At 43.0% G+C, this 24,366-nt stretch carries 23 protein-coding genes; 18 read left to right on the top strand and 5 right to left on the bottom strand.

What is annotated here, in order from left to right:
- The first annotated feature begins 2 nt into the window (after window positions 1-2).
- Entirely contained in the window at window positions 3-1,886 is a 1,884-nt protein-coding gene (locus NBH01_RS07810; protein ID WP_250700058.1) for an alpha-L-fucosidase, read from the top strand.
- 97 nt (window positions 1,887-1,983) lie between these two features.
- Here the strand turns inward: NBH01_RS07810 and NBH01_RS07805 are convergent, their stop codons facing one another.
- On the bottom strand, window positions 1,984-2,460 hold the full coding sequence (locus NBH01_RS07805; protein ID WP_016268133.1) for a Dps family protein: 477 nt from the start codon (window positions 2,458-2,460) through the stop codon (window positions 1,984-1,986).
- Window positions 2,461-2,597: 137 nt separating this feature from the next.
- Here NBH01_RS07805 and NBH01_RS07800 point away from each other — a divergent pair, with 137 nt between their 5' ends.
- Window positions 2,598-3,524: a hydrogen peroxide-inducible genes activator gene (locus tag NBH01_RS07800; protein WP_016268132.1), complete on the top strand. Its 927-nt coding sequence runs from the start codon at window positions 2,598-2,600 to the stop codon at window positions 3,522-3,524.
- A gap of 6 nt (window positions 3,525-3,530) precedes the next feature.
- Here the strand turns inward: NBH01_RS07800 and NBH01_RS07795 are convergent, their stop codons facing one another.
- Window positions 3,531-4,463 carry a DMT family transporter gene (locus tag NBH01_RS07795; protein ID WP_225679840.1) on the bottom strand — a complete coding sequence of 311 codons (933 nt, stop codon included), beginning with the start codon at window positions 4,461-4,463 and terminating at the stop codon, window positions 3,531-3,533.
- 121 nt (window positions 4,464-4,584) lie between these two features.
- Between NBH01_RS07795 and NBH01_RS07790 the strand changes: the two genes are divergently transcribed.
- Complete coding sequence (locus tag NBH01_RS07790) at window positions 4,585-5,274, top strand: MIP family channel protein (RefSeq protein ID WP_048692455.1); 690 nt, start codon at window positions 4,585-4,587, stop codon at window positions 5,272-5,274.
- A gap of 118 nt (window positions 5,275-5,392) precedes the next feature.
- Here the strand turns inward: NBH01_RS07790 and NBH01_RS07785 are convergent, their stop codons facing one another.
- Window positions 5,393-6,112: a NigD1/NigD2 family lipoprotein gene (locus tag NBH01_RS07785; RefSeq protein WP_225679838.1), complete on the bottom strand. Its 720-nt coding sequence runs from the start codon at window positions 6,110-6,112 to the stop codon at window positions 5,393-5,395.
- Window positions 6,113-6,291: 179 nt separating this feature from the next.
- On the opposite strand from NBH01_RS07785, the gene NBH01_RS07780 reads away from it, so the two are divergent.
- The 13 genes from NBH01_RS07780 to NBH01_RS07725 all read left to right on the top strand — a co-directional run bounded on the left by NBH01_RS07780 (window position 6,292) and on the right by NBH01_RS07725 (window position 20,975).
- On the top strand, window positions 6,292-6,840 hold the full coding sequence (locus NBH01_RS07780; protein ID WP_008760422.1) for an RNA polymerase sigma factor: 549 nt from the start codon (window positions 6,292-6,294) through the stop codon (window positions 6,838-6,840).
- Window positions 6,841-6,848: 8 nt separating this feature from the next.
- Window positions 6,849-8,108, top strand: a complete 1,260-nt coding sequence (locus tag NBH01_RS07775; protein ID WP_250700057.1) for an outer membrane beta-barrel protein — start codon at window positions 6,849-6,851, stop codon at window positions 8,106-8,108.
- 180 nt (window positions 8,109-8,288) lie between these two features.
- Entirely contained in the window at window positions 8,289-8,885 is a 597-nt protein-coding gene (locus tag NBH01_RS07770) for an RNA polymerase sigma-70 factor (RefSeq protein ID WP_016268127.1), read from the top strand.
- 63 nt (window positions 8,886-8,948) lie between these two features.
- The gene (locus tag NBH01_RS07765; protein WP_016268126.1) at window positions 8,949-9,926 is read left to right on the top strand and encodes a FecR family protein; all 978 of its coding nucleotides are present in this window, start codon (window positions 8,949-8,951) and stop codon (window positions 9,924-9,926) included.
- Window positions 9,927-10,096: 170 nt separating this feature from the next.
- Window positions 10,097-13,516 (top strand): TonB-dependent receptor, encoded by a 3,420-nt coding sequence (locus tag NBH01_RS07760; protein WP_016268125.1) that lies wholly within the window; start codon window positions 10,097-10,099, stop codon window positions 13,514-13,516.
- Window positions 13,517-13,528: 12 nt separating this feature from the next.
- On the top strand, window positions 13,529-14,872 hold the full coding sequence (locus tag NBH01_RS07755; RefSeq protein ID WP_016268124.1) for a RagB/SusD family nutrient uptake outer membrane protein: 1,344 nt from the start codon (window positions 13,529-13,531) through the stop codon (window positions 14,870-14,872).
- A 21-nt stretch (window positions 14,873-14,893) separates the two neighbouring features.
- Window positions 14,894-17,425, top strand: coding sequence for a glycerophosphodiester phosphodiesterase family protein (locus NBH01_RS07750; RefSeq protein ID WP_250700056.1), 2,532 nt, complete (start codon window positions 14,894-14,896; stop codon window positions 17,423-17,425).
- Window positions 17,426-17,439: 14 nt separating this feature from the next.
- Window positions 17,440-18,360 (top strand): glycerophosphodiester phosphodiesterase family protein, encoded by a 921-nt coding sequence (locus NBH01_RS07745; RefSeq protein WP_016268122.1) that lies wholly within the window; start codon window positions 17,440-17,442, stop codon window positions 18,358-18,360.
- A gap of 15 nt (window positions 18,361-18,375) precedes the next feature.
- Complete coding sequence (locus tag NBH01_RS07740; protein ID WP_016268121.1) at window positions 18,376-19,734, top strand: MFS transporter; 1,359 nt, start codon at window positions 18,376-18,378, stop codon at window positions 19,732-19,734.
- Window positions 19,735-19,851: 117 nt separating this feature from the next.
- Window positions 19,852-19,986, top strand: a complete 135-nt coding sequence (locus NBH01_RS26560) for a hypothetical protein (RefSeq protein ID WP_016268120.1) — start codon at window positions 19,852-19,854, stop codon at window positions 19,984-19,986.
- A 17-nt stretch (window positions 19,987-20,003) separates the two neighbouring features.
- Entirely contained in the window at window positions 20,004-20,258 is a 255-nt protein-coding gene (locus tag NBH01_RS07735; RefSeq protein WP_016268119.1) for a hypothetical protein, read from the top strand.
- A 92-nt stretch (window positions 20,259-20,350) separates the two neighbouring features.
- The gene (locus NBH01_RS07730; RefSeq protein WP_008760431.1) at window positions 20,351-20,692 is read left to right on the top strand and encodes a type II toxin-antitoxin system RelE/ParE family toxin; all 342 of its coding nucleotides are present in this window, start codon (window positions 20,351-20,353) and stop codon (window positions 20,690-20,692) included.
- Window positions 20,664-20,975 carry a helix-turn-helix domain-containing protein gene (locus NBH01_RS07725; protein ID WP_008760432.1) on the top strand — a complete coding sequence of 104 codons (312 nt, stop codon included), beginning with the start codon at window positions 20,664-20,666 and terminating at the stop codon, window positions 20,973-20,975. Before NBH01_RS07730 ends, NBH01_RS07725 begins: the two co-directional genes overlap by 29 nt.
- 115 nt (window positions 20,976-21,090) lie before the next feature.
- On the opposite strand, the gene NBH01_RS07720 is transcribed toward NBH01_RS07725, so the two are convergent.
- A complete protein-coding gene (locus NBH01_RS07720) occupies window positions 21,091-21,357 on the bottom strand; it encodes a hypothetical protein (protein WP_022471060.1) in 267 nt (88 codons plus the stop codon).
- Between the two features lie 166 nt (window positions 21,358-21,523).
- Between NBH01_RS07720 and NBH01_RS07715 the strand changes: the two genes are divergently transcribed.
- Together NBH01_RS07715 and NBH01_RS07710 are read left to right on the top strand one after the other, a co-directional pair.
- On the top strand, window positions 21,524-21,856 hold the full coding sequence (locus NBH01_RS07715; protein WP_008766756.1) for a type II toxin-antitoxin system RelE/ParE family toxin: 333 nt from the start codon (window positions 21,524-21,526) through the stop codon (window positions 21,854-21,856).
- Window positions 21,837-22,142 (top strand): helix-turn-helix domain-containing protein, encoded by a 306-nt coding sequence (locus tag NBH01_RS07710; RefSeq protein ID WP_008760436.1) that lies wholly within the window; start codon window positions 21,837-21,839, stop codon window positions 22,140-22,142. The genes NBH01_RS07715 and NBH01_RS07710 overlap by 20 nt, the downstream gene beginning before the upstream one ends.
- A gap of 69 nt (window positions 22,143-22,211) precedes the next feature.
- Here the strand turns inward: NBH01_RS07710 and NBH01_RS07705 are convergent, their stop codons facing one another.
- Complete coding sequence (locus NBH01_RS07705) at window positions 22,212-24,326, bottom strand: virulence-associated E family protein (RefSeq protein ID WP_165360432.1); 2,115 nt, start codon at window positions 24,324-24,326, stop codon at window positions 22,212-22,214.
- Window positions 24,327-24,366 lie beyond the last annotated feature (40 nt).

Genomic DNA, 24,366 nt, shown 5'->3' with positions numbered 1-24,366 from the left:
CCATGAAGAGAAAACCAATCGCAACCAGTATTTCTACAGCAATATTCTGTCTGTTTTTGACAGGATGTCAGGAAGTCAAATCACCGGAACCTGTTTTACCCATCCCGGAAGAGAAACAAGTCAATTGGCAAAAGATGGAAACTTATGCCTTTGTACATTTCGGTCTCAATACTTTTAATGACCGCGAATGGGGATATGGCGACTCTGATCCGAAAACTTTCAATCCTGCACGTCTGGATTGCGAACAATGGGTGCAGACTTTTGTCAACTCCGGCATGAAAGGAGTGATTTTGACAGCCAAGCATCATGATGGCTTTTGTTTGTGGCCTACCCAGCTGACTGAATATTGTATTCGAAATACTCCTTACAAAGATGGTAAAGGAGACATCGTCCGTGAACTTTCCGATGCCTGCAAGAAGTATGGGATTAAGTTTGCTGTATACCTCTCTCCGTGGGACAGACATCAGGCTAATTACGGTACTCCGGAATATGTAGATTATTTCTATAAACAACTTCACGAGTTGCTGACTAATTATGGAGACGTATTCGAAATCTGGTTTGATGGAGCCAATGGAGGCGACGGTTGGTATGGAGGAGCGAAAGATACACGTACCATTGATCGCAAAACATATTATGATTATCCGCGAGCTTACAAAATGATCGATGAACTGCAACCGCAAGCCGTGATATTCTCCGATGGAGGACCGGGTTGCCGTTGGGTAGGAAATGAGAGTGGATTTGCCGGAGCTACTAACTGGTCTTTCCTTCGGGCAGGCGAAGTATATCCGGGTTATCCCAAATATCGTGAACTACAGTATGGTCATGCGGACGGAAACCAATGGGTGGCTGCCGAATGTGATGTATCTATCCGTCCGGGATGGTTCTATCATCCGGAAGAAGACAATAGAGTGAAGACAGTCGATCAATTGACGGATTTGTATTACCGGAGTGTAGGTCATAATGGTACTTTATTATTGAATTTCCCGGTAGATCGCAATGGTTTGATTCATCCGACGGACTCTTTGAATGCAGTAACGTTCCATCAGCGGGTTCAGAAAGAATTGGCAGACAACTTATTGAGTAAAGCCAAAGTTTCAGCTTCCGATGAGCGTGGAGGTCAGTTCAATGTCCGTGCCTTGACAGATGGACAGTATGACACCTATTGGGCTACCAATGACAGCGTCATGGCGGCTGATCTGACTTTTACTTTCGAACAGCCGACAAAGATGAACCGGGTTATGATTCAGGAGTATATACCTTTGGGACAGCGTGTTAAATCTTTTGTGGTCAAATATAAGAAAGGAGATCAGTGGTTGTCGGTCAAATGTAATGAAGAAACTACGACTGTAGGTTACAAACGTCTGTTGCGTTTTGAAACGATAGAGACGGAACAGCTGCGTATACGCTTTACAGATGCCCGTGCGTGCTTGTGTATCAATGAAGCAGGAGCTTATTATGCTCCCGACGCTACGGAAAGTTACACATCCGCCACTTCGGAGTTGAGGAGTTTTCCGTTTACTATCGTGGGCGTTGATGAGGAGGAAGTCAAGAAATGCAGCGATAAAGACGATCAGACTACTGCTTTTATCCCCGGGAAAGAAATCGTGATTGATCTCGGTGAAAGCTGTACCCTTCATTCATTCTACTATTTGCCCGATCAGAGTGAGTACAGTAAAGGTTTGATTTCATCTTACGAATTGTCTGCCGGTTCGACTGAAGAAACGATGCAGGTTATTGCAAAAGGAGAATTCTCGAATATCCGCAATAATCCGATTCTTCAGAGTGTATACTTTAGTCCTGTTGAAGCCCGTTTTCTTAAATTGAAAGCGACACGTATGGTGGACGAAAGTGATTCTTTAGGATTAGCCGAAGTGGGATGTCAATAATCCACTCAGAGTTCAAGTCATAAACGAAAAGTGGGACGTATTGCTTTACGATACGTTCCACTTTTACTCACTTTCACTTAAAACCTAAACCTTGTATTTACTTGCTGTTATAAGCCGTCAACATCCAAACCATCTTTTCTTGTTCTTTCAGATAATCGCTCATCATCGAAACGGTTACTTCATCTCCGGCTTGTGAAGCGATAGACAGAATCTTGCGTTCTTCACCGATCAGATAACTGATAGACTGTAGTATGTTATCCAGTGCCTGTTCTCCGTTGCTTACCTTATCCACTTCGTTAATATTGGCTACTTTCAGATAATCACTGAATTTGTTGGCAGGAGTACCGCCCAGCATCAGGATACGTTCTGCGATTTCGTCCACTTTTTCGGCAGTGTCATCATACATCTTTTCGAATTGGCTGTGAAGTACGAAGAAGTCATGCCCTTTGATATTCCAGTGGAAACCGCGGAGGTTGGTGTAATATACTTGGAAGTCTGCCAGTAATTGTTGCAAAGATGCTACTACGTTGTTTGCTCCCGATTCGTTCAATTTGATAAATTCTAAAGTTTTCATATTCTATTTGTTTTTAATGATTTATATTCGTTTTCTTTTTTTCTGTACTGCAAAGATAAGGCGGAAAATGCTTGTTGTCAAACTGATAATTTCTATCTTTGCATAGAAGAAATCTATAACTTAATCATATTTGATAGATGACGATACAACAATTAGAATATATATTGGCGGTTGACCAGTTCCGTCATTTTGCCAGAGCGGCGGAATATTGCCGCGTGACGCAGCCCACGCTGAGTGCTATGATCCAGAAACTGGAAGATGAGCTGGGAGTGAAGTTGTTTGACCGTACGGTGCAGCCGGTCTGTCCCACAGCGATTGGAGAAAAGATCATTGATCAGGCACGTGTCATTCTGGCACAGACAGCGCAGGTGAAAGAAATAATCAGTGAAGAGAAACAGTCACTGGCAGGCGTGTTCCATTTGGGGGTATTGCCTACCATAGCACCTTATTTACTTCCCCGCTTCTTCCCCCAACTGATGGAAAAGTATCCGGAACTGGATATACGTGTCACAGAAATGAAAACACAGAATATCCAGCAGGCATTGCATGCCGGAGATATTGATGCCGCAATTATAGCCAGCAAATTGGAAGACACTTTCCTGAAAGAAGAAACACTTTTCTATGAAACATTCTTCGGATATGTATCCTGCAAAGAACCTCTGTTCAAGCACGACGTGATACGCACTTCCGATATAACGGGCGAACGTCTCTGGCTATTGGACGAAGGGCATTGCTTCCGTGACCAGCTTGTACGTTTCTGCCAGATGGAAACGGTCAAAGTCAATCAGATGGCCTACCATCTGGGAAGTATGGAAACCTTTATGCGTATGGTAGAAAGCGGAAAAGGAATCACCTTCATTCCCGAACTGGCTGTTTCGCAACTGAACGAAGAACAAAAGAAACTGGTACGTCCGTTTGCCATTCCCCGCCCTACACGGCAGATAGTGCTTGCGACCAGCAGGGATTTTATCCGTCATAGCCTGCTCAATGTACTCAAAGAAGAGATACTGGCAGCAGTACCCAAAGAAATGCAATCCCTGCAATCCATTCAGTACTTGCTGTAATATTGCTTATTCCTGCGTACTGCTTCCGGCTGTATGGCGTTTCAACCATCGCCCTATTTCAGCTCCCTTAAAATAGATAATGAGGGAGCTGACTATGATAATCATTCCTGCAACGGTACTGAATGTCGGATACTCTCCCGGGAGCATGATCCAGCTAAGTATGGCGCCCAATATCGGGTTGATCAGTCTGCACATATTGATATCACTCACTTTGGCTCCTTTACTCTGCAAGGCGATAAACCAGAAGCTGAAAGCAAAGACCGAGATAAATACCAGAATAGAAAGACTGATATAGAATCCGGCAGGTTTTCCGATAAATGAATGATACCCTTCCGTACCTAATCCTACCATATAGATAAGCAGTCCCCCGAAGAACATCTGCACGGCATTCAGGAAAATAGGGTTTACCTTGCCTTTATCTTCCGATACCGAAATTGCGGAATACCCCTGAAAGATGATACTGAGCAGCAAAAGTACAATTCCCGTGATCCCTTTCCAGTCCAGCGGAGCGCCATTGCTACCCATGCCTACGATAAGCAGCAAACCGATGAGGCTGACAATAAGGCTGATAATCTTGTGCACATTCAGCCGGTCATTGCTGGCCAGCAGATGGGCTAGCAGTACATTGATCAGAGGTGTCATTCCCATAATGATAGAAGAGATAGCCCCGCTGACGAAATCGACTCCGAAATAGAAAGCCGTGTACCCCATAAACATATTGATCAGGATCAGATTCAGAAACAGTTTGCTGTGTTGGCGTATTTCTTTCCACATTCCCTTATGCCAGGTATAAGCAAAAAGAATGATACCTACAGTGGTAAAGCGGATTCCTGCAAAGTTCATCGGCGAAAAGTCGTAACTCAGTCCCTGCTTGATAAACGGATTGACGATAGCCCATAATACAGAGGCCAGTATAGCATAAAAAAGTCCTTTTTTCATTTTATGGTTTGGTGGTTTTATTCAAAAATGCTGCAAAGATAGTAATAATTAGGCACATACATTTTGAATCTAGGTATTAATTCCTTATATTTGGAGAATCAACCATTTTTTATTTAGTAATATGAAAAAATACATTGCAGAAATGATCGGGACGATGGTGCTTGTCCTGATGGGATGTGGAAGTGCTGTTTTTGCCGGCAGTATGGCTGGTACTGTAGGAGCCGGCGTGGGAACGGTCGGCGTTGCTTTGGCATTTGGACTTTCAGTAGTGGCGATGGCGTATGCTATCGGAGGTGTTTCGGGATGTCACATCAATCCTGCTATTACGTTAGGAGTATTCCTTTCGGGTCGTATGAATGGAAAAGATGCGGGTATGTATATGCTTTTCCAGGTTATAGGAGCGATTATCGGTTCGGCTATTCTTTATGCCCTGGTGACCACCGGTGGGCACGACGGACCGACGGCTACCGGTTCCAACGGCTTTGGTGACGGCGAGATGCTACAGGCATTCATCGCAGAAGTGGTCTTTACTTTCATTTTTGTATTGGTAGTGCTGGGGTCTACCGATCCGAAGAAAGGAGCGGGAGCTTTCGCAGGCCTTGCCATCGGTCTTTCTCTGGTATTGGTGCATATCGTATGTATCCCTATTACAGGTACTTCCGTCAATCCGGCACGTAGCATCGGTCCGGCATTGTTCCAGGGTGGAGAAGCGTTGTCGCAGTTATGGCTGTTTATTGTGGCGCCGTTTGTAGGAGCGGCTGTCAGTGCGCTCGTCTGGAATTATTTCGGTGACAAGAATGAAAAGAAATAATAAGAAGAAATAAACGGATCACTTTATGATAAAATTAAGGGCGAGAGTTTCACAACTGTCGCCCTCTTTTGCGTAATTATATATTATAATAAAAAGAGTGTTTCTATAATTACTAGATTTAATTAGATGCGGGGAATTTCACTTCATAGAATTTTTCCCCGTTATATAAGGTCTTGACACGTATTCTGAGTCCTTTCTTGCCTTTCATCTGATCTTGAACCTTATCCAGTTTGAAAGATATATACCCTTCGCCCAGACGGTCGGCGGTGTCGCCTTCGTCGTTATGTCGGAATTCCAGATCGATATACTCATCGTTGACATCATCGGCAGCGGGTTCAGCATCCTTGTTGTTGATGACCAGATTCAGGAAATGTTTCTTGTCCTCGCTATGCGTGCCGTAATATTGGAATTCGATTGTCAGATATTTCTTGTCTTGGGTAATCCACATATAAGTAGAATTGATTTTATCGTCTCCGATCCTCTCTTCCGTATTTTCTCCTTCCCCCATAGTCACGATTTCTTTGGTCAGGATCTCTTTTATTTCTCTTACCTGAATATTATAGTCATATCCCTTCACCGGTTCTTCCAGCTCTTTGAATATCACAAAGGCGCGTTGCCCGTCTTTATTCTTGTCACTGATCCATCCGTTTCCATTGCTCGGGAACATTGTTTTTCCATCATCCAGAGTGAAATAGAAATCCTTGCTATCCGGGCTGATCAGATTGATGGTGCCGATGACCAGTGAATCGGATGAGGAGTCATCATCCAGACACGACTGAAGTATCGGCATTGTGGTCATAACAGCAATAAAAAATGCAATGAATTTAAATTTCTTCATATACTATAAAAATGTTTTTTAATGAGTACTATTTACTTGCTTTGTACTCTGAAAATGCAAGGGGGGAGAAAATATTGCATTTGGATCTGTTAAAGAAACAAAAGTTGCAAAAGAGTTGTTCTCTCTGTGCAGTATTTCTATCTTTGCTGCATTTATAAGGTAAACACGTGTATAAGCAAATGGAAGAATTTGAGTTGTCGGAACAATGCAGGCTGGGAAATAATCGAGCCCGCAAAGAATTGTATGAGCATTATGGAGGGCGTTTGCTAGGCGTCTGTCTGCGCTATACCGGCGACCGTGATACAGCTCAGGATCTGCTTCACGATGGTTTTATAAAGATATTCAGTTCTTTCGACAAGTTCACCTGGCGGGGTGAAGGCTCACTGCGGGCCTGGATGGAACGGGTGATGGTCAATACCGCTTTACAGTATCTTCGCAAGAGTGATGTAATCAGTCAGTCGACGCCTTTGGAAGAAGTACCCGAAGATTACGAGGAACCCGACGCTTCGGCTGTAGAGATGATTCCGCAAGCGGTATTGATGCGATTTATCGAAGAGTTGCCGGCAGGATACCGTACCGTGTTCAACCTTTACACCTTCGAGGAAAAATCGCATAAGGAAATAGCACAGTTGTTAGGTATTAATGAGAAGTCATCGGCTTCGCAATTATTTCGGGCGAAGAGCGTGTTGGCTAAGAGAGTAAAAGAATGGATAATGAATAACGGATAGGTAGAGATATGGAAGAGAAAGAATTATGGATGAATAAGTTGAAGGAGAAGCTCGGGAATTACTCGGAGCCGCTTCCTGCTTCCGGTTGGGAACAACTGGAAAAAGAACTTATGCCTCCTGTGGAGAGGAAGATATATCCTTATCGTAAATGGACGATAGCCGCTGCGGCTGTCATTTTATTGGCTTTGGTGTCATCGGTCAGCCTGTATTTCCTCGGGACTCCTGCTGCTGATGAAATTCGTCATGCCAAGACTCCGGCGTTAGCCTCTGTACCGGATGTTTTGCCGGATGCGCAGCAACCGGATATGACAGGAACAACGGTAGAACCGGTAGTGCGTCCGGTAGTGAAGAACCGTATCGCGAAAGCAGAACGGAACATTCCCCAGCTGACGGCAAATATCGACGAACCGGTGAAGAAAGAAGAGCAGCAACCTTCGGAACTGAACGCTCAGACCGGCGACCGGAAAGAAAAAGAAGAAGTGGAACCGGTGGAAGAAACGAAGGCCGCCCAGCATAAGCCCGCAGATACGGAACAACCGAGAAATAAGCCGCGCCGCCCTTCCAGCAGAGACAAACTGCATATTCCGGCAGAAAAGGCATCTTCGCAGAAAGGCACATGGTCGATGGGACTTTCGGTAGGTAACTCCGGTGGTGCTTCTACAGAGTTGGGATCGGGCATTCCTTCTTATATGTCCCGTGTGAGCATGGTATCGGTATCAAACGGTCTGCTGAGCATACCCAATGATCAGCAATTGGTCTTTGAAGATGGAGTACCTTATTTGCGTCAGGCCAATCAGGTGGTCGATATGGAGCACCATCAGCCTATTTCCTTCGGATTATCTGTCCGCAAAAGTCTGGCGAAAGGTTTCTCTGTCGAAACAGGATTGACTTACACCTTGCTTTCTTCGGATGCAAAGTTTGCGGACAGCGACCAGAAGACCGAGCAGAAACTGCATTATCTGGGTATCCCGTTAAAAGCGAACTGGAACTTCCTTGATAAGAAACTGTTTACTCTTTATGTATCTGGTGGAGGTATGATTGAGAAATGTGTTTATGGTAAGCTGGGCACAGAGAAGGAAACTGTGAAACCTTTGCAATTCTCCGTCTCCGGTGCAGTCGGCGCACAGTTTAATGCTACCAAACGGGTAGGTATATACGTAGAACCCGGTGTTGCTTATTTCTTTGATGACGGTTCCGATGTACAGACCATCCGTAAGGAAAATCCGTTCAACTTCAATATTCAGGCGGGTATCCGACTTACTTATTAGTCAATATAGTTGAGCTATATATTTTAAAAGCGATATTTTACCAATAACGGTTAAAATATCGCTTTTAAAGTTTTATATGCAGAAACTTTGCTGAAAAATCGGAAATCTGAGAAAATATTAATATCATTGTCACCTGTTTCTGACCGATGGTAACATACCTTTGTTGCAAAATTCTAAGCTATGGTGGATTCTATAAATGAAAAACGTTTATTAACCGAATTAAAGAACGGCTCCTTTCATGCATTTGAAAGATTATATAATATGTATAGCGGTAAGTTATACAACTTCATTATGCGAATTTCTTCCGGCAATCAATATATGGCTGAAGAAGTAGTTCAGTCTGCCTTTATCCGTGTTTGGGAAGTACGTGAGCGAGTAGAGCCGGAGTCTTCATTTATTTCTTTTCTTTGTACCATCGCCAAGAATTTATTAATGAATATGTATCAGCGTCAGACTGTAGAGTATGTTTACAATGAATATTTGAAAAATACAGGAGTAGATCGTGACTCCCAGACAGAAGAAAGTATTGACTTGCGATTCTTGAATGAATATATCGATTCTTTGGCTGAAGAATTGCCGGCGCAACGGAAGAAAATCTTTATTCTGAGCAAAAGGCAAAATTATACAAATAAAGAAATAGCGGAGATGATGGGTATTTCCGAAAGTACAGTTGCCACGCAACTATCTTTGGCCGTGAAGTTTATGCGTGAGCAGTTAATGAAGCATTATGATAAAATCGTTGCGCTTCTGTTTGCCTTTTTTGTTAATGAAATGTAATTGTAATCTTTGCTTTTGGATGGCAGATAGGATGAAAATGTATACCTGTAAATAAGTAGGAAGATGGATAAGATACATTATAAAGAGCTGATTGAAAAATATTTCGAAGGAAATATAACGGACACTGAAATAAAGGAGTTGTCCGATTGGATAAAGAACGACCGTCAGTTGCAAAACTGGTGGGAACAGGAGTTTACCAAGTCGGATGCCGCTATTGATCCGATACTGCGCGATAAACTCTTTGCACGGATAAAAGAAGGAACACTGAAACATACGTCACCGAGAACGAAGGGCGTGAGAACTCTCCCTATGACTCCTTGGAGGTGGGTGGCTGCTATTTTGTTACCTGTCTGTATTGCTTTTTTTACTTATTATTTGATCGATTCGTCGCAAATGACCAGTGCGCCTTTTATTGTCAAAGCAGATAAAGGTGATAAAGCTACAGTTGAATTGCCGGATGGAACGAATGTAGTGCTTAACTCAGCTTCTCAATTGAGTTATCTGAATAATTTTGGAGAGAAAGTCCGCAGAGTGCAACTGAATGGTGAGGCCTACTTTAAAGTCGCTCCTGATGAGAAACATGCGTTTATAGTGCAGGTAGGTGATTTGGAAGTAAAGGTATTGGGGACTTCCTTCAATGTATCTGCTTATGAAGATGCAAAAGACATTACGGTTGTTTTGTTGGAAGGGAAAGTAGGAATTTACACTCAGGAAACTTCGCGTATGATGAAGCCCGGTGATAAGATAGAATACAATAAAAACACTCATCAACTTGTTGCTACCCAAGTGCATCCCAACGATTATATTGAATGGACGAAAGGAAATATCTATTTCGAGAAAGAATCGTTGGAAAACATTATGAAAACTCTTTCACGGATTTATGATGTGGAGATACGTTTCGATTCGAATAAACTTCCTAAAGAATACTTTACGGGAACGATTCCTAGTGGCGGCATACAGAACGCCTTGAATATTCTCATGCTTACTTCGCCTTTTTATTATGAAATGGATGGCTCGGTCATTGTCTTGAAAGAGAAGTAGATAAGCATCTTTATCATGAAATTAGATATAGCCATTCCTGAGTTTTCCCCCGGAATGGCTTTTTAATTTATGAAGAACCGTTGGTTAACAAGAGTTAAAGATAGATAGCCGATTGGACGAAAGGGGAGAGCAGTCGGTATACCTGTCAAACAACTTAAAAGTTTTGATATATGGAAAACAGAACACCCTTTGTGAAACTCCCTCAGTCTACAGCAGGGAGAAGTAAGAACTGGAGAACATTACGGGCCATTTGTCTGCTACTGTTCATGAGTATCTCTTTGACCGCTTATTCTCAAATAACGGTTGATTTGAAAGACATTTCGTTAAGAGCCTCATTAAAAAAGATTGAGCAAGTTAGTAATTACAAGTTTTTCTACAGTGAGAGTCTGCCGGAATTGAGTTGGAAAGTTTCATTGAACGTTCGGGATGTAACGATCGACCAGACCATGACACGTCTTTTGGAAGGAATGGAACTGACTTACAAAAAAGAACAGGAAAACGTCATTGTGTTGATTCGTAAAACACAAAGTAAACAACTGACGAAAAAAGTAACCGGAACAGTTGTCGATGCCAACGGAGAACCCATAATCGGTGCAAGTATCGTGATTAAAGGTGAGTCTCACGGGACAATAACGGATTTTGATGGTAAGTTCGCATTGCCCGACGTACCGGAGAAAGCAGTCTTGACCATCTCTTATATCGGTTACAAGACAGTCAATCTTGCTACTACCGATCAGACATTGGTAAAGGTAGTACTTGAGGAAGATAGTAAGATGATCGATGAAGTCGTAGTAGTAGGTTATGGAGTTCAGTCACAGAAGCTGGTCACTACCTCTATCAGTAAAGTGAAGATGGAGAATATAGATCAGGGAAATGATTACAATCCGATTAAGATGTTGCAAGGTCGTGTGGCAGGTGTGAATATATCTTCTGCCTCCGGAACACCGGGTGAAACTCCCAATATAACTGTTCGTGGTATCGGTTCCGTTAGCGGAGGAAGTTCACCGCTGTATGTAGTGGATGGAATCCCCAGCGAAAAATATCCGAATTTGAATCCCAATGATATTGAGAGTATGGAAGTGTTGAAAGATGCGTCGGCAGCGGCAATCTATGGTTCGCGTGCCAATGCCGGGGTGGTGCTGATCACTACCAAATCGGGGCAGCAGGGGAAAACAAAGATCGAAGTATCCGGCCGTTACGGCTTTGCCTCCCTTGCCAGTGATATAGAGATGGCTAATTCAACGGAATACATGAATACTATGCAGGCTGCTATTGATAACTACAATGTGCAGATGGGAACCAACCTGCAACTGTATATTCCTTCTCAGATTCAGGAAACCGACTGGGTGAAAGAGATTTCAAGAAAGAACTCAAAGACGGGTGCCGGTTCTATCAGCATTTCCGGCGGAAATGAAAAGACTACTTTTTTTGCTTCCTTAGGAGCCAATACTCAGGAAGGCTATTTGAATAAGAGTAAGTATGACCAATACAATATGCGTGCTAAGTTCTCACATAAAATAAACAGCATCTTCAAACTAAATATGAATCTGGCAGGTTCGGCAAGTCGTTCGGACTTATTGGAAGAAACGAGTACCAGTTTGAAAGTATTGCGTACAGCCCGTGAGGAACAACCTTGGTATTCTCCTTACAAAGAAGACGGGACATCCTATAAAGTGAATGGAACGGATATTCTGCGCCATAATCCCCTCATGTTAATAAATGAAGAAGACTGGGTAGCAAAGAAATATCAGTTGTCGGGAGTATTCAGTATAGACGTCACCCCCTTCAAAGGTTTTAAATATACACCGACAGTGAGTGCGTACGGCATTTTGGATAATGTTTCAAAGAAGTTATCGGATAAGCACGATGCCCGTAAAAACAGTAGTGGTTGGGGAGCTTTGGCACAACAGAAAGACCAGAGTTTCCGTTATGTGATTGATAATGTTTTTTCTTACAATAACGAATGGAATAAACTTATTTACTCAGTTATGTTAGGACACTCTTTCGAGAAATACACTTACGAACAGTTTGGAGCAAAGAGTGATAATTACGCCAATGGTGCCTATCCTTCGTCCAGTTTCGATCTCATTAATGCCGGACCGAACATCTATGCCGGAGATATCAGTTATACTTCCTACGCTTTGGAGTCTTACTTTGGTCGAATCGCCCTGAACTGGGATAATAAATATATCCTGAATGCCTCGTTACGCAGCGATGGTTCTTCCCGCTTTGCGAAGAATAAGAGGTATGGTTACTTTCCCTCGGCTTCTTTTGCATGGAGAGCTTCCAATGAAGGCTTCTTTCCCAAAAACAAATATGTCAATGATGCCAAACTGAGATTAAGCTGGGGTATGACAGGCAGCATGGCAGGTGTCAGCAATTATGCTCCGTTGTCGCTCATTAGTGCGGGAGGCGCATCCTACAATGGCTCTGCCGGATTCCAGATTTCACAGGACGCACGTGCGCTGACTTGGGAGAAGGCAAGTCAGTTCAATATAGGTTTTGATATCGAAATGTTTCAGTCTCGTTTAACCTTGAACGTTGATATGTTCTATCAGAAAACGACCGATCTGCTGTTTAAGAAACCTGTAAATGCAAGTACCGGATATACCACTCTACAGTCTAACATCGGTTCGTTGGAGAATAAAGGACTTGAATTGGCATTAAACGGCAAAATTCTCACCGGAAAATTCAAATGGGACTTGGGAGGTAATATTTCTTTCGTAAAGAACAAACTGCTCTCTTTAATTGAAGGAAGTGAAATGTACGTTGTACCCAGTAGCGGGAGTAACCTTTTGGGTGGTTCCATGCATGCTTTGATCAACGGAGAACCCATCAGTACATTTTATATGTTGAAGATGGAAGGCATTTATCAGCGTGACGATGAAGTTCCCGCCAAACTTTATGCCAAGGGAGTGCGTGCCGGTGATGTGAGATATTTTGATTACAATGAAGATGGCGACATCACCGACGCCGACCGTGTGAATGTAGGAAAAGCTATTCCCGACTTTTACGGTGGTATTACTTCGAATTTCTCATACAAAGGTTTTGATCTGTCATTATTTGGGCAATTTTCCGTAGGTGGAAAAGTGATGGCGGCATGGCGGGGTGTCAATGGTTCCGAAGGTACCGACCATTTAGGTCTGGCACTGTCTAATGTAAAAGTGGGCGACCGTGGAGAATCCGTAGAACAGTTCTTTAATATCAGTAAGGAGGTAGCCAATGGATACTGGCGCGGTGAAGGCACCAGCAACTCGATTCCCCGTCCTGTAAGGATCGGTGTGCATACCGGATATGATTATGACTACAATGTTCAGACATCCACCCGCTATCTGGAAGATGCTTCCTACTTCAAACTGAAAACAGTCACATTAGGATATACCTTGCCGGAATCTATCACGAAGAAAATTCATGTGAACTCTCTGAGATTTTACGTTTCGGCAGACAACTTGCTGGCTTTTACAAAATATTCGGGTTACGATCCTGAAACTTCTTTCTCGGGCAGTCCCGGAGACTCCAATTACGGAGTTGATTTCGGCCTGCAACCAGTGTTGAGAACATTTATCTTTGGTTTGAATCTAAACTTTTAAAAACAGACGAGTATGAAACGATTTTATATGATCAACTATTTACTATGCGGCATTTGTCTTTTATGGATGACAGGATGCTCAAATATGCTGGATGAAATGCGACCGAAGGACAAGATACCTCAAGACGCATTGAGCGAGTCCGATTTGACAAAGTTGCTTAACGGGGTATATGCTGAAATGGAAGAACTGGTTTTCAAGTTCTATATGGACGGTGATGTGAAAGGAGAGAATTTCAAGGCGGGCCCGGGATTTTCCATGAATGATCCGATGTCGATGGCTCCGAGCTCCAAAGAGGTATTGGGGCAGTGGCAGAAATGTTTCACAGCCTTAAAGCAAGTCAATTTCTTGGTGGAGACCTACGAAGCATCCTCCAATAAAGACAGTCAGGTGGTGAAACAGACCGGAGGAACCGGCTATTATTTCCGGGCATTGATTTATTATCATTTAGTCACCCGTTGGGGAGGAGCGCCTATTTTACGTAAGCGTACTTACGATGTAGTGCCTATCTCACCCGAAGCCGATGTGTGGAATTTTATTAAAGAAGATTTGGGCAAGGCAGAGAGCTTACTTCCGGAATTTACCGATCGCTTTTACGTATCTTTAAGTGTATGTGATGCACTGAATGCAAAAGTTTGTCTGGCCTTGAAAGATTATACGAATGCGGCTATTTATGCAGACAGAGTGATCACTAAGTCCAATTTCGCATTGAGTACCACATCAGCTGAATATGCTAATGCTTTCATCTCCAATAGTAATAGCAAAGAACTGATTTTTGCTCTGGCCAATAAACGCAGCACGGGATTGTTACTTTTCTATCAGTCTGTTAATGATATTGACCCGACATGGGATTATTCTCCCTCTGCCGATTGCTATAGTCATCTTTATGCCGATACTTCAGTCAAAAAGCAGGATATTCGTGCCAAAGCAGTCTTTGGGGCAGATAATAGCCGGATCATCAAATTTCCGAATGGAAGCACCGGGCAGTTTGTGACCAACGAACAACCTTCTCAAACTCCTATAGTAGTGGCTCGTGTAGCCGAAATGTATCTGATTAAAGCGGAAGCACTGGGAGCAACGAACGGCCTGTCGACCTTGAAAGAGTTTATGAATAAGCGTTATGCTACAGTCTCATTACCTTCAAGCATGAGCGACACCGAGTTTCAGAATCAGATACTGGACGAACGCCATCGTGAACTGTATGCAGAAGGACAGCGCTGGTACGACTTGAAGAGGACCAATCGGTTGGATTTATTTACTTCGCTGAACGGAAGAAACTATTTAATGTACTATCCGGTTCCCCAGTCGGAACGCGATTTGGCAGGAGCCGAAAATTATCCTCAAAACGATGGTTATTAATAAATTAAGAAAGAACAGATTATGAAGAATATAAAAATATTTGCAACGTTTTGCATCTGCTTGCTGCTGTTTTCAGCCTGTTCGGATGACTGGAAAGAAAATGCGTTAACAGCCAAATTCTCTTTTGACAAGTCGCTGTATTATGTCGGAGATGAAGTTCGCATTACTAATGAAACCGTAGGCGGAGAAGGAAACTACACTTATGAGTGGGATTTGGGAGACGGAAAGACTTCAACGGACCCCAATCCCGTAGTCACCTATCAAACGAACGGTGCCTATACGGTGACTCTTCATGTGAAGGATGCAAAAGGCACTTATGCGATGGCTCACAAATTGTTGACCATTGATTCGGAGCCTTTGCCTGAAGTAGGAAATGTAAAACTGAAATGGGTAGGCGGTCATGTGTTAGGAGAAGTACGTTCTACAGCTCCGGCTGTCAGTGATGATAATGGGGTGTATATGACTTCCAATGATCATTATTTACGTAAATTTTCGGCAGCGACAGGAGACCAGCTTTGGGAATTTGACCTTTGGACATCTGCTGACGGCGATGCACCATCCGGAAATACGCATACTACTCCAAGCATTGAAATAGACGGAACAATCTACGTAGGAACCGGAGACACCAGTGGCAAAGTAGGACGTGTGTATGCAATAAATCCGGACGGGAGTAAGAAATGGCTGGTGGCAGGTGACGCTGAAAATGGCTTCTGGAATAAAGGAAAAGCTTCCACACCCCGTATCAATTACCTGACCTGTGCCATTGGGGAGAATCATGTATATATGGGTAATGGCGGTTCTACAGGATCAGTACTTGCAGTAGATAAGGTGACCGGCTATCGGGTAGGATGCGTAGCGAATGCGGATAATTCCGGAGGTCCTTCCGGAGGAGTATCTGCAGGAATAGTATTGGCAAACAACACTTTAGTTTGGGGTGGCGGAAAGAATGGATTGTTCGGGGCTTCTGCTTCTGCGTTGAATGCCGGTGGAAATGTAATGTGGGCTTGGCAGGTATTTAGCTCCGGCGATGATAAGCCGTCAGAAAATATGAACGGTTCTCCGGCAGTAGATGAGGTTGGTACTATTTACGGAACAGCTACGTTTGCAGGAATGGGAAGTAGCGCATTTGCTATAGGAAGTGATGGAGTGGAGAAGTGGCGTACTCCTTTGGGCAATGTCGGCACGCTGGATCAAGGCGGTGTTGTGATAGGACTCGACGGAAGCATTATCGTTACAGTGAAACGTGCTCCGGGGGAAGCAACCGGAGGAATCATCTCTTTGTCTCCGGGAGGAGCTATCCAATGGCATTACGGCATTGCGGAAGATGCAAGCGGTTGTGCGGCAATTGATCAAGCAGGAAACATACATTTCGGCACCCAGTCCGGCAATTATTATATCATTAAACCGGAAGAATCGGATGAACAATTGATTCTGAAAAAAGACCTTGCTGCGTTGATTAGTGAAAGTGACTCTCCTTTAAAAGGAGATTGGGAAGCGGGAATCGGTAAAATCTGGAGTTCGCCTACCATCGGACCGGATGGAGCGATTTATATCGGAGTCACCAATACGGTGGACCCTACAAAGAGCGTGTTGGTAGCTTTGGAAGATGAGGGAATTACCGGGGCCGCAACCTCTGCCTGGCCGATGAAAGGGAAGGACAGACGTCACTCCGGAGCCCAATCGGGAGGGAATGGAGAGAATCCCGGTGGAGAAGAAGGAGGACAGTTGCCTGTGACGGGGAATTTGAAAGCAGATTTAAAGAGTCTGTTTGAAAGCACCTCTTATAAAGTGTGGCTCTGCGCGCATCGTGGAAATACCCAAAAAGGGATGAAAGAGGGGATTCCCGAAAACTCGTTACCTGCGATAGAACACTCGGTCAAAGCAGGAGTTGAGATGATCGAGCTGGATGCACGGCCGACCTCTGACGGTGTGTTGGTATTGATGCACGACAACACCATCGACCGGACAACAAACGGTAGCGGTGCGGTGGGAGACTTTACTTATCAGCAATTACAACAATTTTATCTGAAAGATGCATCCGGCAATATAACTGGCGAACGAATCCCGACTTTGGAGGAAGCGATGAAGAAAGGAAAAGGAAAAGTTTATTATAATCTGGATATTGTCAACAAGAATGTTGCGGTAAATACGATCGTCGCATTGCTTAAAAAATTGGATATGGAAGGTTCCACTTTGCTGTATGTATCCAACAATCGCAATTATGCATTTGATTTGAAGGCAGCCAACAGTAGTTTGCTGTTGCACCCGATGGCGAAAGCTACCGATGACATCACATACTTCTCCTCATCCTACACTGATAATGTACAAATGATGCAGCTGTCTACGTCAGATGCTATGGGTGGAACGATGGTTAATGAGATTAAAGATAAAGGCTGGCTTCTTTTCTCCAACATTGTCGGAGCGAATGATACCAATATGTTGTCGGAAAACTACTCCGGTTTGGTGGGAATGATTAACAAACGCATCAACATTGTGCAAACAGACTATGCTGAAGTAGCTGCCAAATATTTAAAGTCTAAAGGATACAGATAATAGTACATATAGATATGAAGAAATATATAATGATAGGAATCTTATTCGCATTTCCTTTCTGCCTGTCGGCAGACGAACCGGTGAAAGCCATTTATGCGAAGATAACGAACCCTGACAATAAAGAAATCACGGTTGTAGCTCATCGGGCAGACTGGCGTTACGCACCCGAAAATTCACTTGCCGCTATTGAAAGTTCCATTCGTCTGGGAGCTGACGTAGTGGAGCTGGATGTTCAGAAAACCAAAGACGGTCAATTGATCCTGATGCATGACAAAACGCTGGACCGAACGACTACCGGAAAAGGAAAGGTAGCCGAATGGACATTGGATTCTATCCGGACACTCTATCTGAAAAATGGAGCGGCACTCAAAACCAAGCATCGTGTACCTACTTTGGAAGAGGCTTTATGGGTTGCCAAAGGTCGTGTGATGGTCAATCTGGATAAAGCATATCCGATATTTGACGAGATTTTTCCCATCCTCGAAAAGACGGGAACAGTGGATCAGATTATCATGAAAGGTTCCAAGCCTGTGGCAGACGTAAAGAAAGACTTAGGTAAATATCTGGACCGTATCATTTATATGCCTATCATTCATTTGGATAAGCCGGGAGCAATGAAGCAACTGGATGATTTTATGACGGAGCTGCATCCCGTAGCTTTTGAACTTCTATTTGTATCGGATACCTGCCAGGCCCCCAAGCAAGTAAAAACGAAGTTGAAAGGAAAAAGTAAAATCTGGTATAATACGTTGTGGGATACGATGGCTGGCGGACATGATGATGATAAATCGTTGGAGAATCCGGACGAAGGATATGGTTATCTGATCGATACACTCGGAGCGGCCATCATTCAGACAGACCGTACTGCCTATCTGCTGGAATATTTGCAATCGCGTAAGAAGCGTAGTGAAAACGGCCAAGATGCGTATCATTAAAATATAGACTTCTTTATGGGATTTAAACTATTGGATTTTTATAAAATCTCTCCTCCGGTGTCCGGGGGAGAGACTGATCCGGAACGCTCTGTCCGTTTCAAGCGTATTCGTTGGGCTACCTTTCTGTCTGCCACTACCGGATATGGCATTTATTATGTTTGTCGTTTGAGTATGAATGTAATCCGTAAACCGATTGTAGAAGACGGAGTTTTTACCGAAACCCAACTGGGGATTATCGGTTCCTGCCTTTTTTTCGTATATGCCGTCGGTAAGCTGACCAATGGCTTTCTTGCTGACCGTAGCAATGTAAAGCGTTTTATGTCTACCGGATTATTGTGTTCTGCTCTGATCAACTTATGTCTGGGATTCACGAATTCCTTCTTTGCTTTTGTTCTCCTTTGGGGGTTGAATGGTTGGTTTCAGTCGATGGGGGCAGCATCAGGAGTTGTGTCGCTGACTCGTTGGTATAGTAGTAAAGAGCGAGGTACTTTTTATGGCTTTTGGTCGGCCAGCCACAATTTGGGTGAAGCTCTGACTTTTATATCCATCGCTTTGCTGGTCAGTTGGATGGGATGGCGTTATGGGATGATCGGTGCGGGAGTGATTGGTTTGCTTGGTTTTCTGATGATGCTTGCTTTTATGCGTGATACGCCTCAAAGTCAGGGCTTTTTGCTAGATCGGTGGGGGACGTCAGATGCTCATTCCGTTTCCGGTAAGCAAACCGAGGAATTCAATAAAGCTCAGAAAGCAGTTTTGAAGAATCCTGCTATTTGGATTCTTGCATTATCCAGTGCTTTTATGTATATCAGCCGTTATGCAGTCAATAGCTGGGGTGTTTTCTATCTGGAAGCGCAAAAAGGTTATTCTACTTTGGATGCTAGTTTTATTATATCTATCAGTTCTGTATGCGGAATTGTAGGTACGGTTTTCTCAGGTATTATTTCAGATAAGTTTTTTGCTGGCAGTCGTAATGTTCCGGCTTTGATATTCGGATTAATGAATGTGTCTGCTCTTTGTTTGTTTCTATTGGTTCCGGGGGTACATTTTTGGGTGGATGCTTTGGCGATGGTGCTCTTCGGTTTGGGCATTGGAGTGCTGATTTGTTTTTTAGGAGGACTGATGGCTGTCGATATTGCTCCCAGCAATGCTTCGGGAGCCGCTTTGGGAGTTGTCGGTATAGCGAGTTATATAGGAGCCGGTTTGCAGGATGTGATGAGTGGCATTCTGATCGAAGGTCAGAAGACGGTGCAAAATGGAGTAGAAGTTTACGATTTTACATATATCAATTGGTTTTGGATTGGTGCAGCCTTGCTTTCAGTAGTGTTTGCTTTGTTGGTTTGGAATGCAGGAGAGAAAAGAAGTGAAATAAATTGAGTACATTAAAGTAAAAATAGAGTCATTGTTTTTGAAGGTATTAGTCACCATTTCGGGAAGCAGGCAATAGCTGTGCTTTCCGGAATGGCTTTTTTATAATTAATAAAAATCGTTTTTATGGAAAATTCATTGAGTGATGAATTGTTTTGTTCATTGAAGAATGAACTTCGTGAAGTAGATGCACAAATCAGTGTGCATAGTAAAAAACTGTTGGAGCTGATTGACCAAAAAAAAGAATTGTCGTCCAACTGATTCGGGAAGAAGAACAAATGACGCCCACTGTTATCGAATATCGGGGAGATCCGAAACGGTATGTTTCTGTTATTCTAGGTGCCATTGACCGGGGGAGGTTGACGTATAATGGAGACGCGAATTGCGAACAGACGTTCCGGTCCTTGTCAAGTGTGATAGATGTCATAAGCCCTAAGAACGGGAAAGCGCTCAGTATCGAAACGTTGGTCTCGTATGAGAAGAAAGAACGTGCCGGGGAGTTTTCAGATTATTCGGAAGGGAAATTCGAATAAAATGAGTACCTGAGAGGGAATTTAAGCCCGTTAGCAGTATAAATTCGACTTTAAAAGTTGTATGATATTGAAACTTTTATTATATTTGCACAATGAGAAGAAAAGTAATAGCATACGGTCAATACTACAAGGATTTTCTTGCCACTCTGACAGAAAAGGAAATTCAAAAAGTGAAATATGTGCTTTCATTGCTTGGAACAGAAGACCGTTTGCCTATCAAATTTATAAAGGTTATACGTGATGGTCTATATGAACTACGTATATCATATAACGGAAACATTTACCGTATCTTTTTCATTTTTGATGAAGGGCAAATAGTTGTTTTATTTAATGGCTTCCATAAGAAAACACAGAAAACCCCATCATCAGAAATAGATAAGGCATTAAAAATAAAGGAGGAATATTATGAGTACAAAAAACAACATGCTGACTGATATCAGCGCAGAACTTGATAAGGAGTTCGGAGCACCTGGGACTCCGGAACGTGAAAAGTTCGATGAAGAGGCATACGCTTTTTATACTGGTCAAATACTGTTGGATGCACGACGGGAAGCAAAAGTAACTCAGTCTGAATTAGCAAAGAGAATCAATGCAACTAAATCGTATATCTCACGTATTGAAAGCGGAGCTATAAATCCAAGTGTAGGAACATTCTACCGAATTATTAATGCATTAGGATTGAAGATTGAAATCGTAAAACCAATCATGGGTATATAGTCGAAAAAACCGAAGGATATCTTAATCCTTCGGTTTTTCATATTTTACTTTCCTATCACTTCGATTAACCAACGATTTAAGTTCCGGCTTTCTGCACTAAATTCCACTCCGATCTTTACAATAAGATATTCTTCCTTCGTATATCTTCAAAGGTTTGTATTCCAATAGGAAGTTTACGCATCAAGTTGTCCATATCTGATTCTTTTGATCTTTTGCACATCAAAGATAACAAATATTTCCTGAAGTCTGCTTCAATTGGTGGGCTGATTTGAAAATGCGGTGAGAAATAGAAAAAAGACGGTTGTGTTTTTCCGATTTCCCGCCGTCTTTTTGGAGAAAGAAAAGGTAAAAAGTGAGAGGAGTGAGAGAGGATTTCTAACATTCGTATTTTTTTTAGAGAAATATAGAAAGTAGAAATAAAGAAATAAAATAGAAAAAGTTTCAATTCCTCTCTCACTCCTCTCACTTTTGGGGGTGAAGATGATGAAAAATAATATAAAACGAGGAAATATGTTGTATAGTTGAACAACATTTCTTATATTTGCGTTATGAAAAGAGAAATAATAGCATATAAAGGATACTTCAAAGAATTCTTTGAAAATTTAGATGCTGGCACCCAAGATAAGATATTGTATGTGCTAATGTTATTGCAGACACAAGACAGAATACCTTTGAAATTTATGCGGTTGATAGAAGAAGGACTTTATGAACTTCGTATCGAGTACCAAAGCAATATATATAGAATATTCTTTTGTTTCGACGAAGGGCGTATTGTGATTCTGTTTAACGGTTTTCAAAAGAAAACCGAAAAAACACCAAAGAAAGAAATTGATAAAGCAAAGATATTAAGAAAGGAGTATTATGGAAGCAAAAACAAATGAGGAATTCTTTAATGTCAGTGCATTAATAGATGAGCGTTTTGGTAAGGAAGGAACAGCTTCTCGTGCAGAGGCAGAAGAAAAGGCCTACGCCTTTTATACAGGACAGATTATCGAGGACGCAAGAAAAAAGGCTAAAATCACTCAGGCTGAATTAGCCCGGCGTATCGGTTCTGACCGTTCTTATATTTCAAGAGTAGAAAGTGGTCAGACAGAGCCTAAAGTATCTACTTTCTATCGTATAATGAATGCGTTAGGCTGTAAAATCGAATTTTCAATGATTTTGTAAAAACAATAAATGCAGAGTATCTGTCAAGATGACTCTGCATTTATCTATATTCACAGGGCTTTCCCGCTTCTATTCATACAGCCTGTTTGATTTTACCTGCTCGATATCTATAATAAATACGGCATATCGGCGCCCGTTATTTCCTTTTTTAGATTCAAAATGGTGCTTAGTCATCACCTTCCCCAACTGTATTTTTGATCCGATGGAATACTGATAACCGGTACGCTCACGTATTAGTTCCGCAATCTCACTGACAGTCAGATAATAAACCTTCTCGAAACGTTCCGGCTTGCGGATATGCGTAAGAACCATTTCTTCTTCCGGTGAATGAAAGATGAAAGCCTCGTTATTCTCTTCAAGCCGTTCATTGTCCGCTTGCGTGAACCAGTATTGGTATCCCGGCTTATTCAGCAGATATTTGATCTGAGCATAGAGCTGCGCATAATTGATGGTAATAAATTGGATGGAATTAGGATGAAAACAAAGGAAACGCCGGTTGCCTGTCGTGTCGTGAAGCACTTCCTGATAGTTGCAGGTTCCTGCAAAGGAGGCCGTATGAGGGAAATTTTGCGAACGGCGTGCATAAGGCAGACGGAAACTGATCACTTTGCGCGTTACCAAATCTTTGAATGCATTCAGTTCCCGACCGCTCATCCCTTCAAACTCGTCGAGATTGATCAGCATGGCCTGCGTTATTTTGGCTAAATCATCTTTATTGTTCGAATTGATTAGTCCGGTAGAGAGATAAGCACGCAGTTCGGGAGGCAGGAGATTATTGATAAAGGTAGTCTTTCCTATGTTCTGTATCTCGCTGCATAGCAGAAGTACCGTGTGATTGACAATATTCTCCTGAGTAGCCGCTGCGCACATCGCCACCAGATAACGTTCCAGGCATTCCGCCCAAAACTCCTGATGACTCGTCTGGACACTATCCGCCAGGATACGGATATAGTCGGTTCCGTCCCATTCGGGCAGTAATTCGAAATATTCGCGAATGGGATGATACGACTGGCTGAAATCGGAGTAAATCAGATTTTCGATTGTTTTGACAGTGCAGGGATATCCCAGTTCGTTGATTTCTATCCAGATACTGTTTTCCATCATCTCATCCAAGATGCGGAAAGGCTCCGGTTTCTCGGTGTCGGGATGCCTTCTGCGATATTCCATGATATGCAGCACTTCGTTGTAGCGTGTTTCGTAGTGCTCGCTGATATATTGCTCTATCCGTAATATTCGTTTCTGCGTGCCATTCAGTTTACAGGTATTAAATTCGTCGGTATGAGCGTAGGCGCTATTGATCAAAGAGACTGTCTCGTCTGCCGGAAAGTCTGTAAACTGGCTTTTGATAAAAGCGGATGCTTCCTCCTGCGGAATGCCGTAGCGATTGAAGGTACATGAGAGATGGTGCAGATAATTGTTCCGGTTGCCCGCTATGTATTTTTCGGACTTGTTGTGATAGTAGGTTAAAGTCAGCACCAGAGAAGCGTTGGCGGAATGGGCGTTGAGCGCTGTGTCTTCATTCCTCGGGGGGCCGTCCGGAGGAGTCTGTTGTTTACTGCCGGAGAGATTTTTACGATTTGAAACCTTGTAGGATGCCTGAGGTTGATCTACAAGAAAAGCGTCAGCGTTCGGATTGAAATAAATCTCCGGATCGTAAGAGAACAGACAAGTGCGTGCCACATCCTGACCGGAGGTGTCGATTTCTATCCGACAGAGTTCGGTGTAAAAAGAAACGAGTCTGGTGTAAGCTGCATGATGGAAGTCTTCTATTTCCTGAAGGGTTTCGGGCAATGTCTCATCCGGATGGCATGCACGCACTATGATTTTCACGCCCATCCCTTTGGGACTGATAAAGGCGATGCGGGTGTAATTGCATCTCTTGATGATAGGGAGGATGCGTGCCAATTCTTCTTTGCTGAGATGGTCGATGTCTATCACGATGTGTCCCAGATATTTGACGAGGTTCACTTTGGTACGCCTTCCTCGGTAGCTGGCGGAGAAGGCGATTGCCGGCAATTCTTTTTTCTTCTCATTGGCAGCCTTTTCTCCTTGCTCTGCAAAGATGCGGCGTATTTCTTCGACTTTTTCCCGGTAGGTAAAACTGCCGATAGTGGACACTATTTCTTCTTCGGTCATCTCTGCTATTGCGTAGTAGAAATCTTGAAATATGGTGAAATGTTTCATTTTTATTTTGATTATTGTTTGTCGATGCAAAGGAACTTCT

The sequence above is a fragment of the Bacteroides sp. B1-V-101 genome, assembly GCF_023656585.1.
In the GTDB taxonomy this organism is placed as follows: domain Bacteria; phylum Bacteroidota; class Bacteroidia; order Bacteroidales; family Bacteroidaceae; genus Bacteroides; species Bacteroides thetaiotaomicron.
The sequence above is the reverse complement of the archived record's forward strand: the minus strand, read 5'-3'. Positions and strand labels throughout refer to the sequence as shown.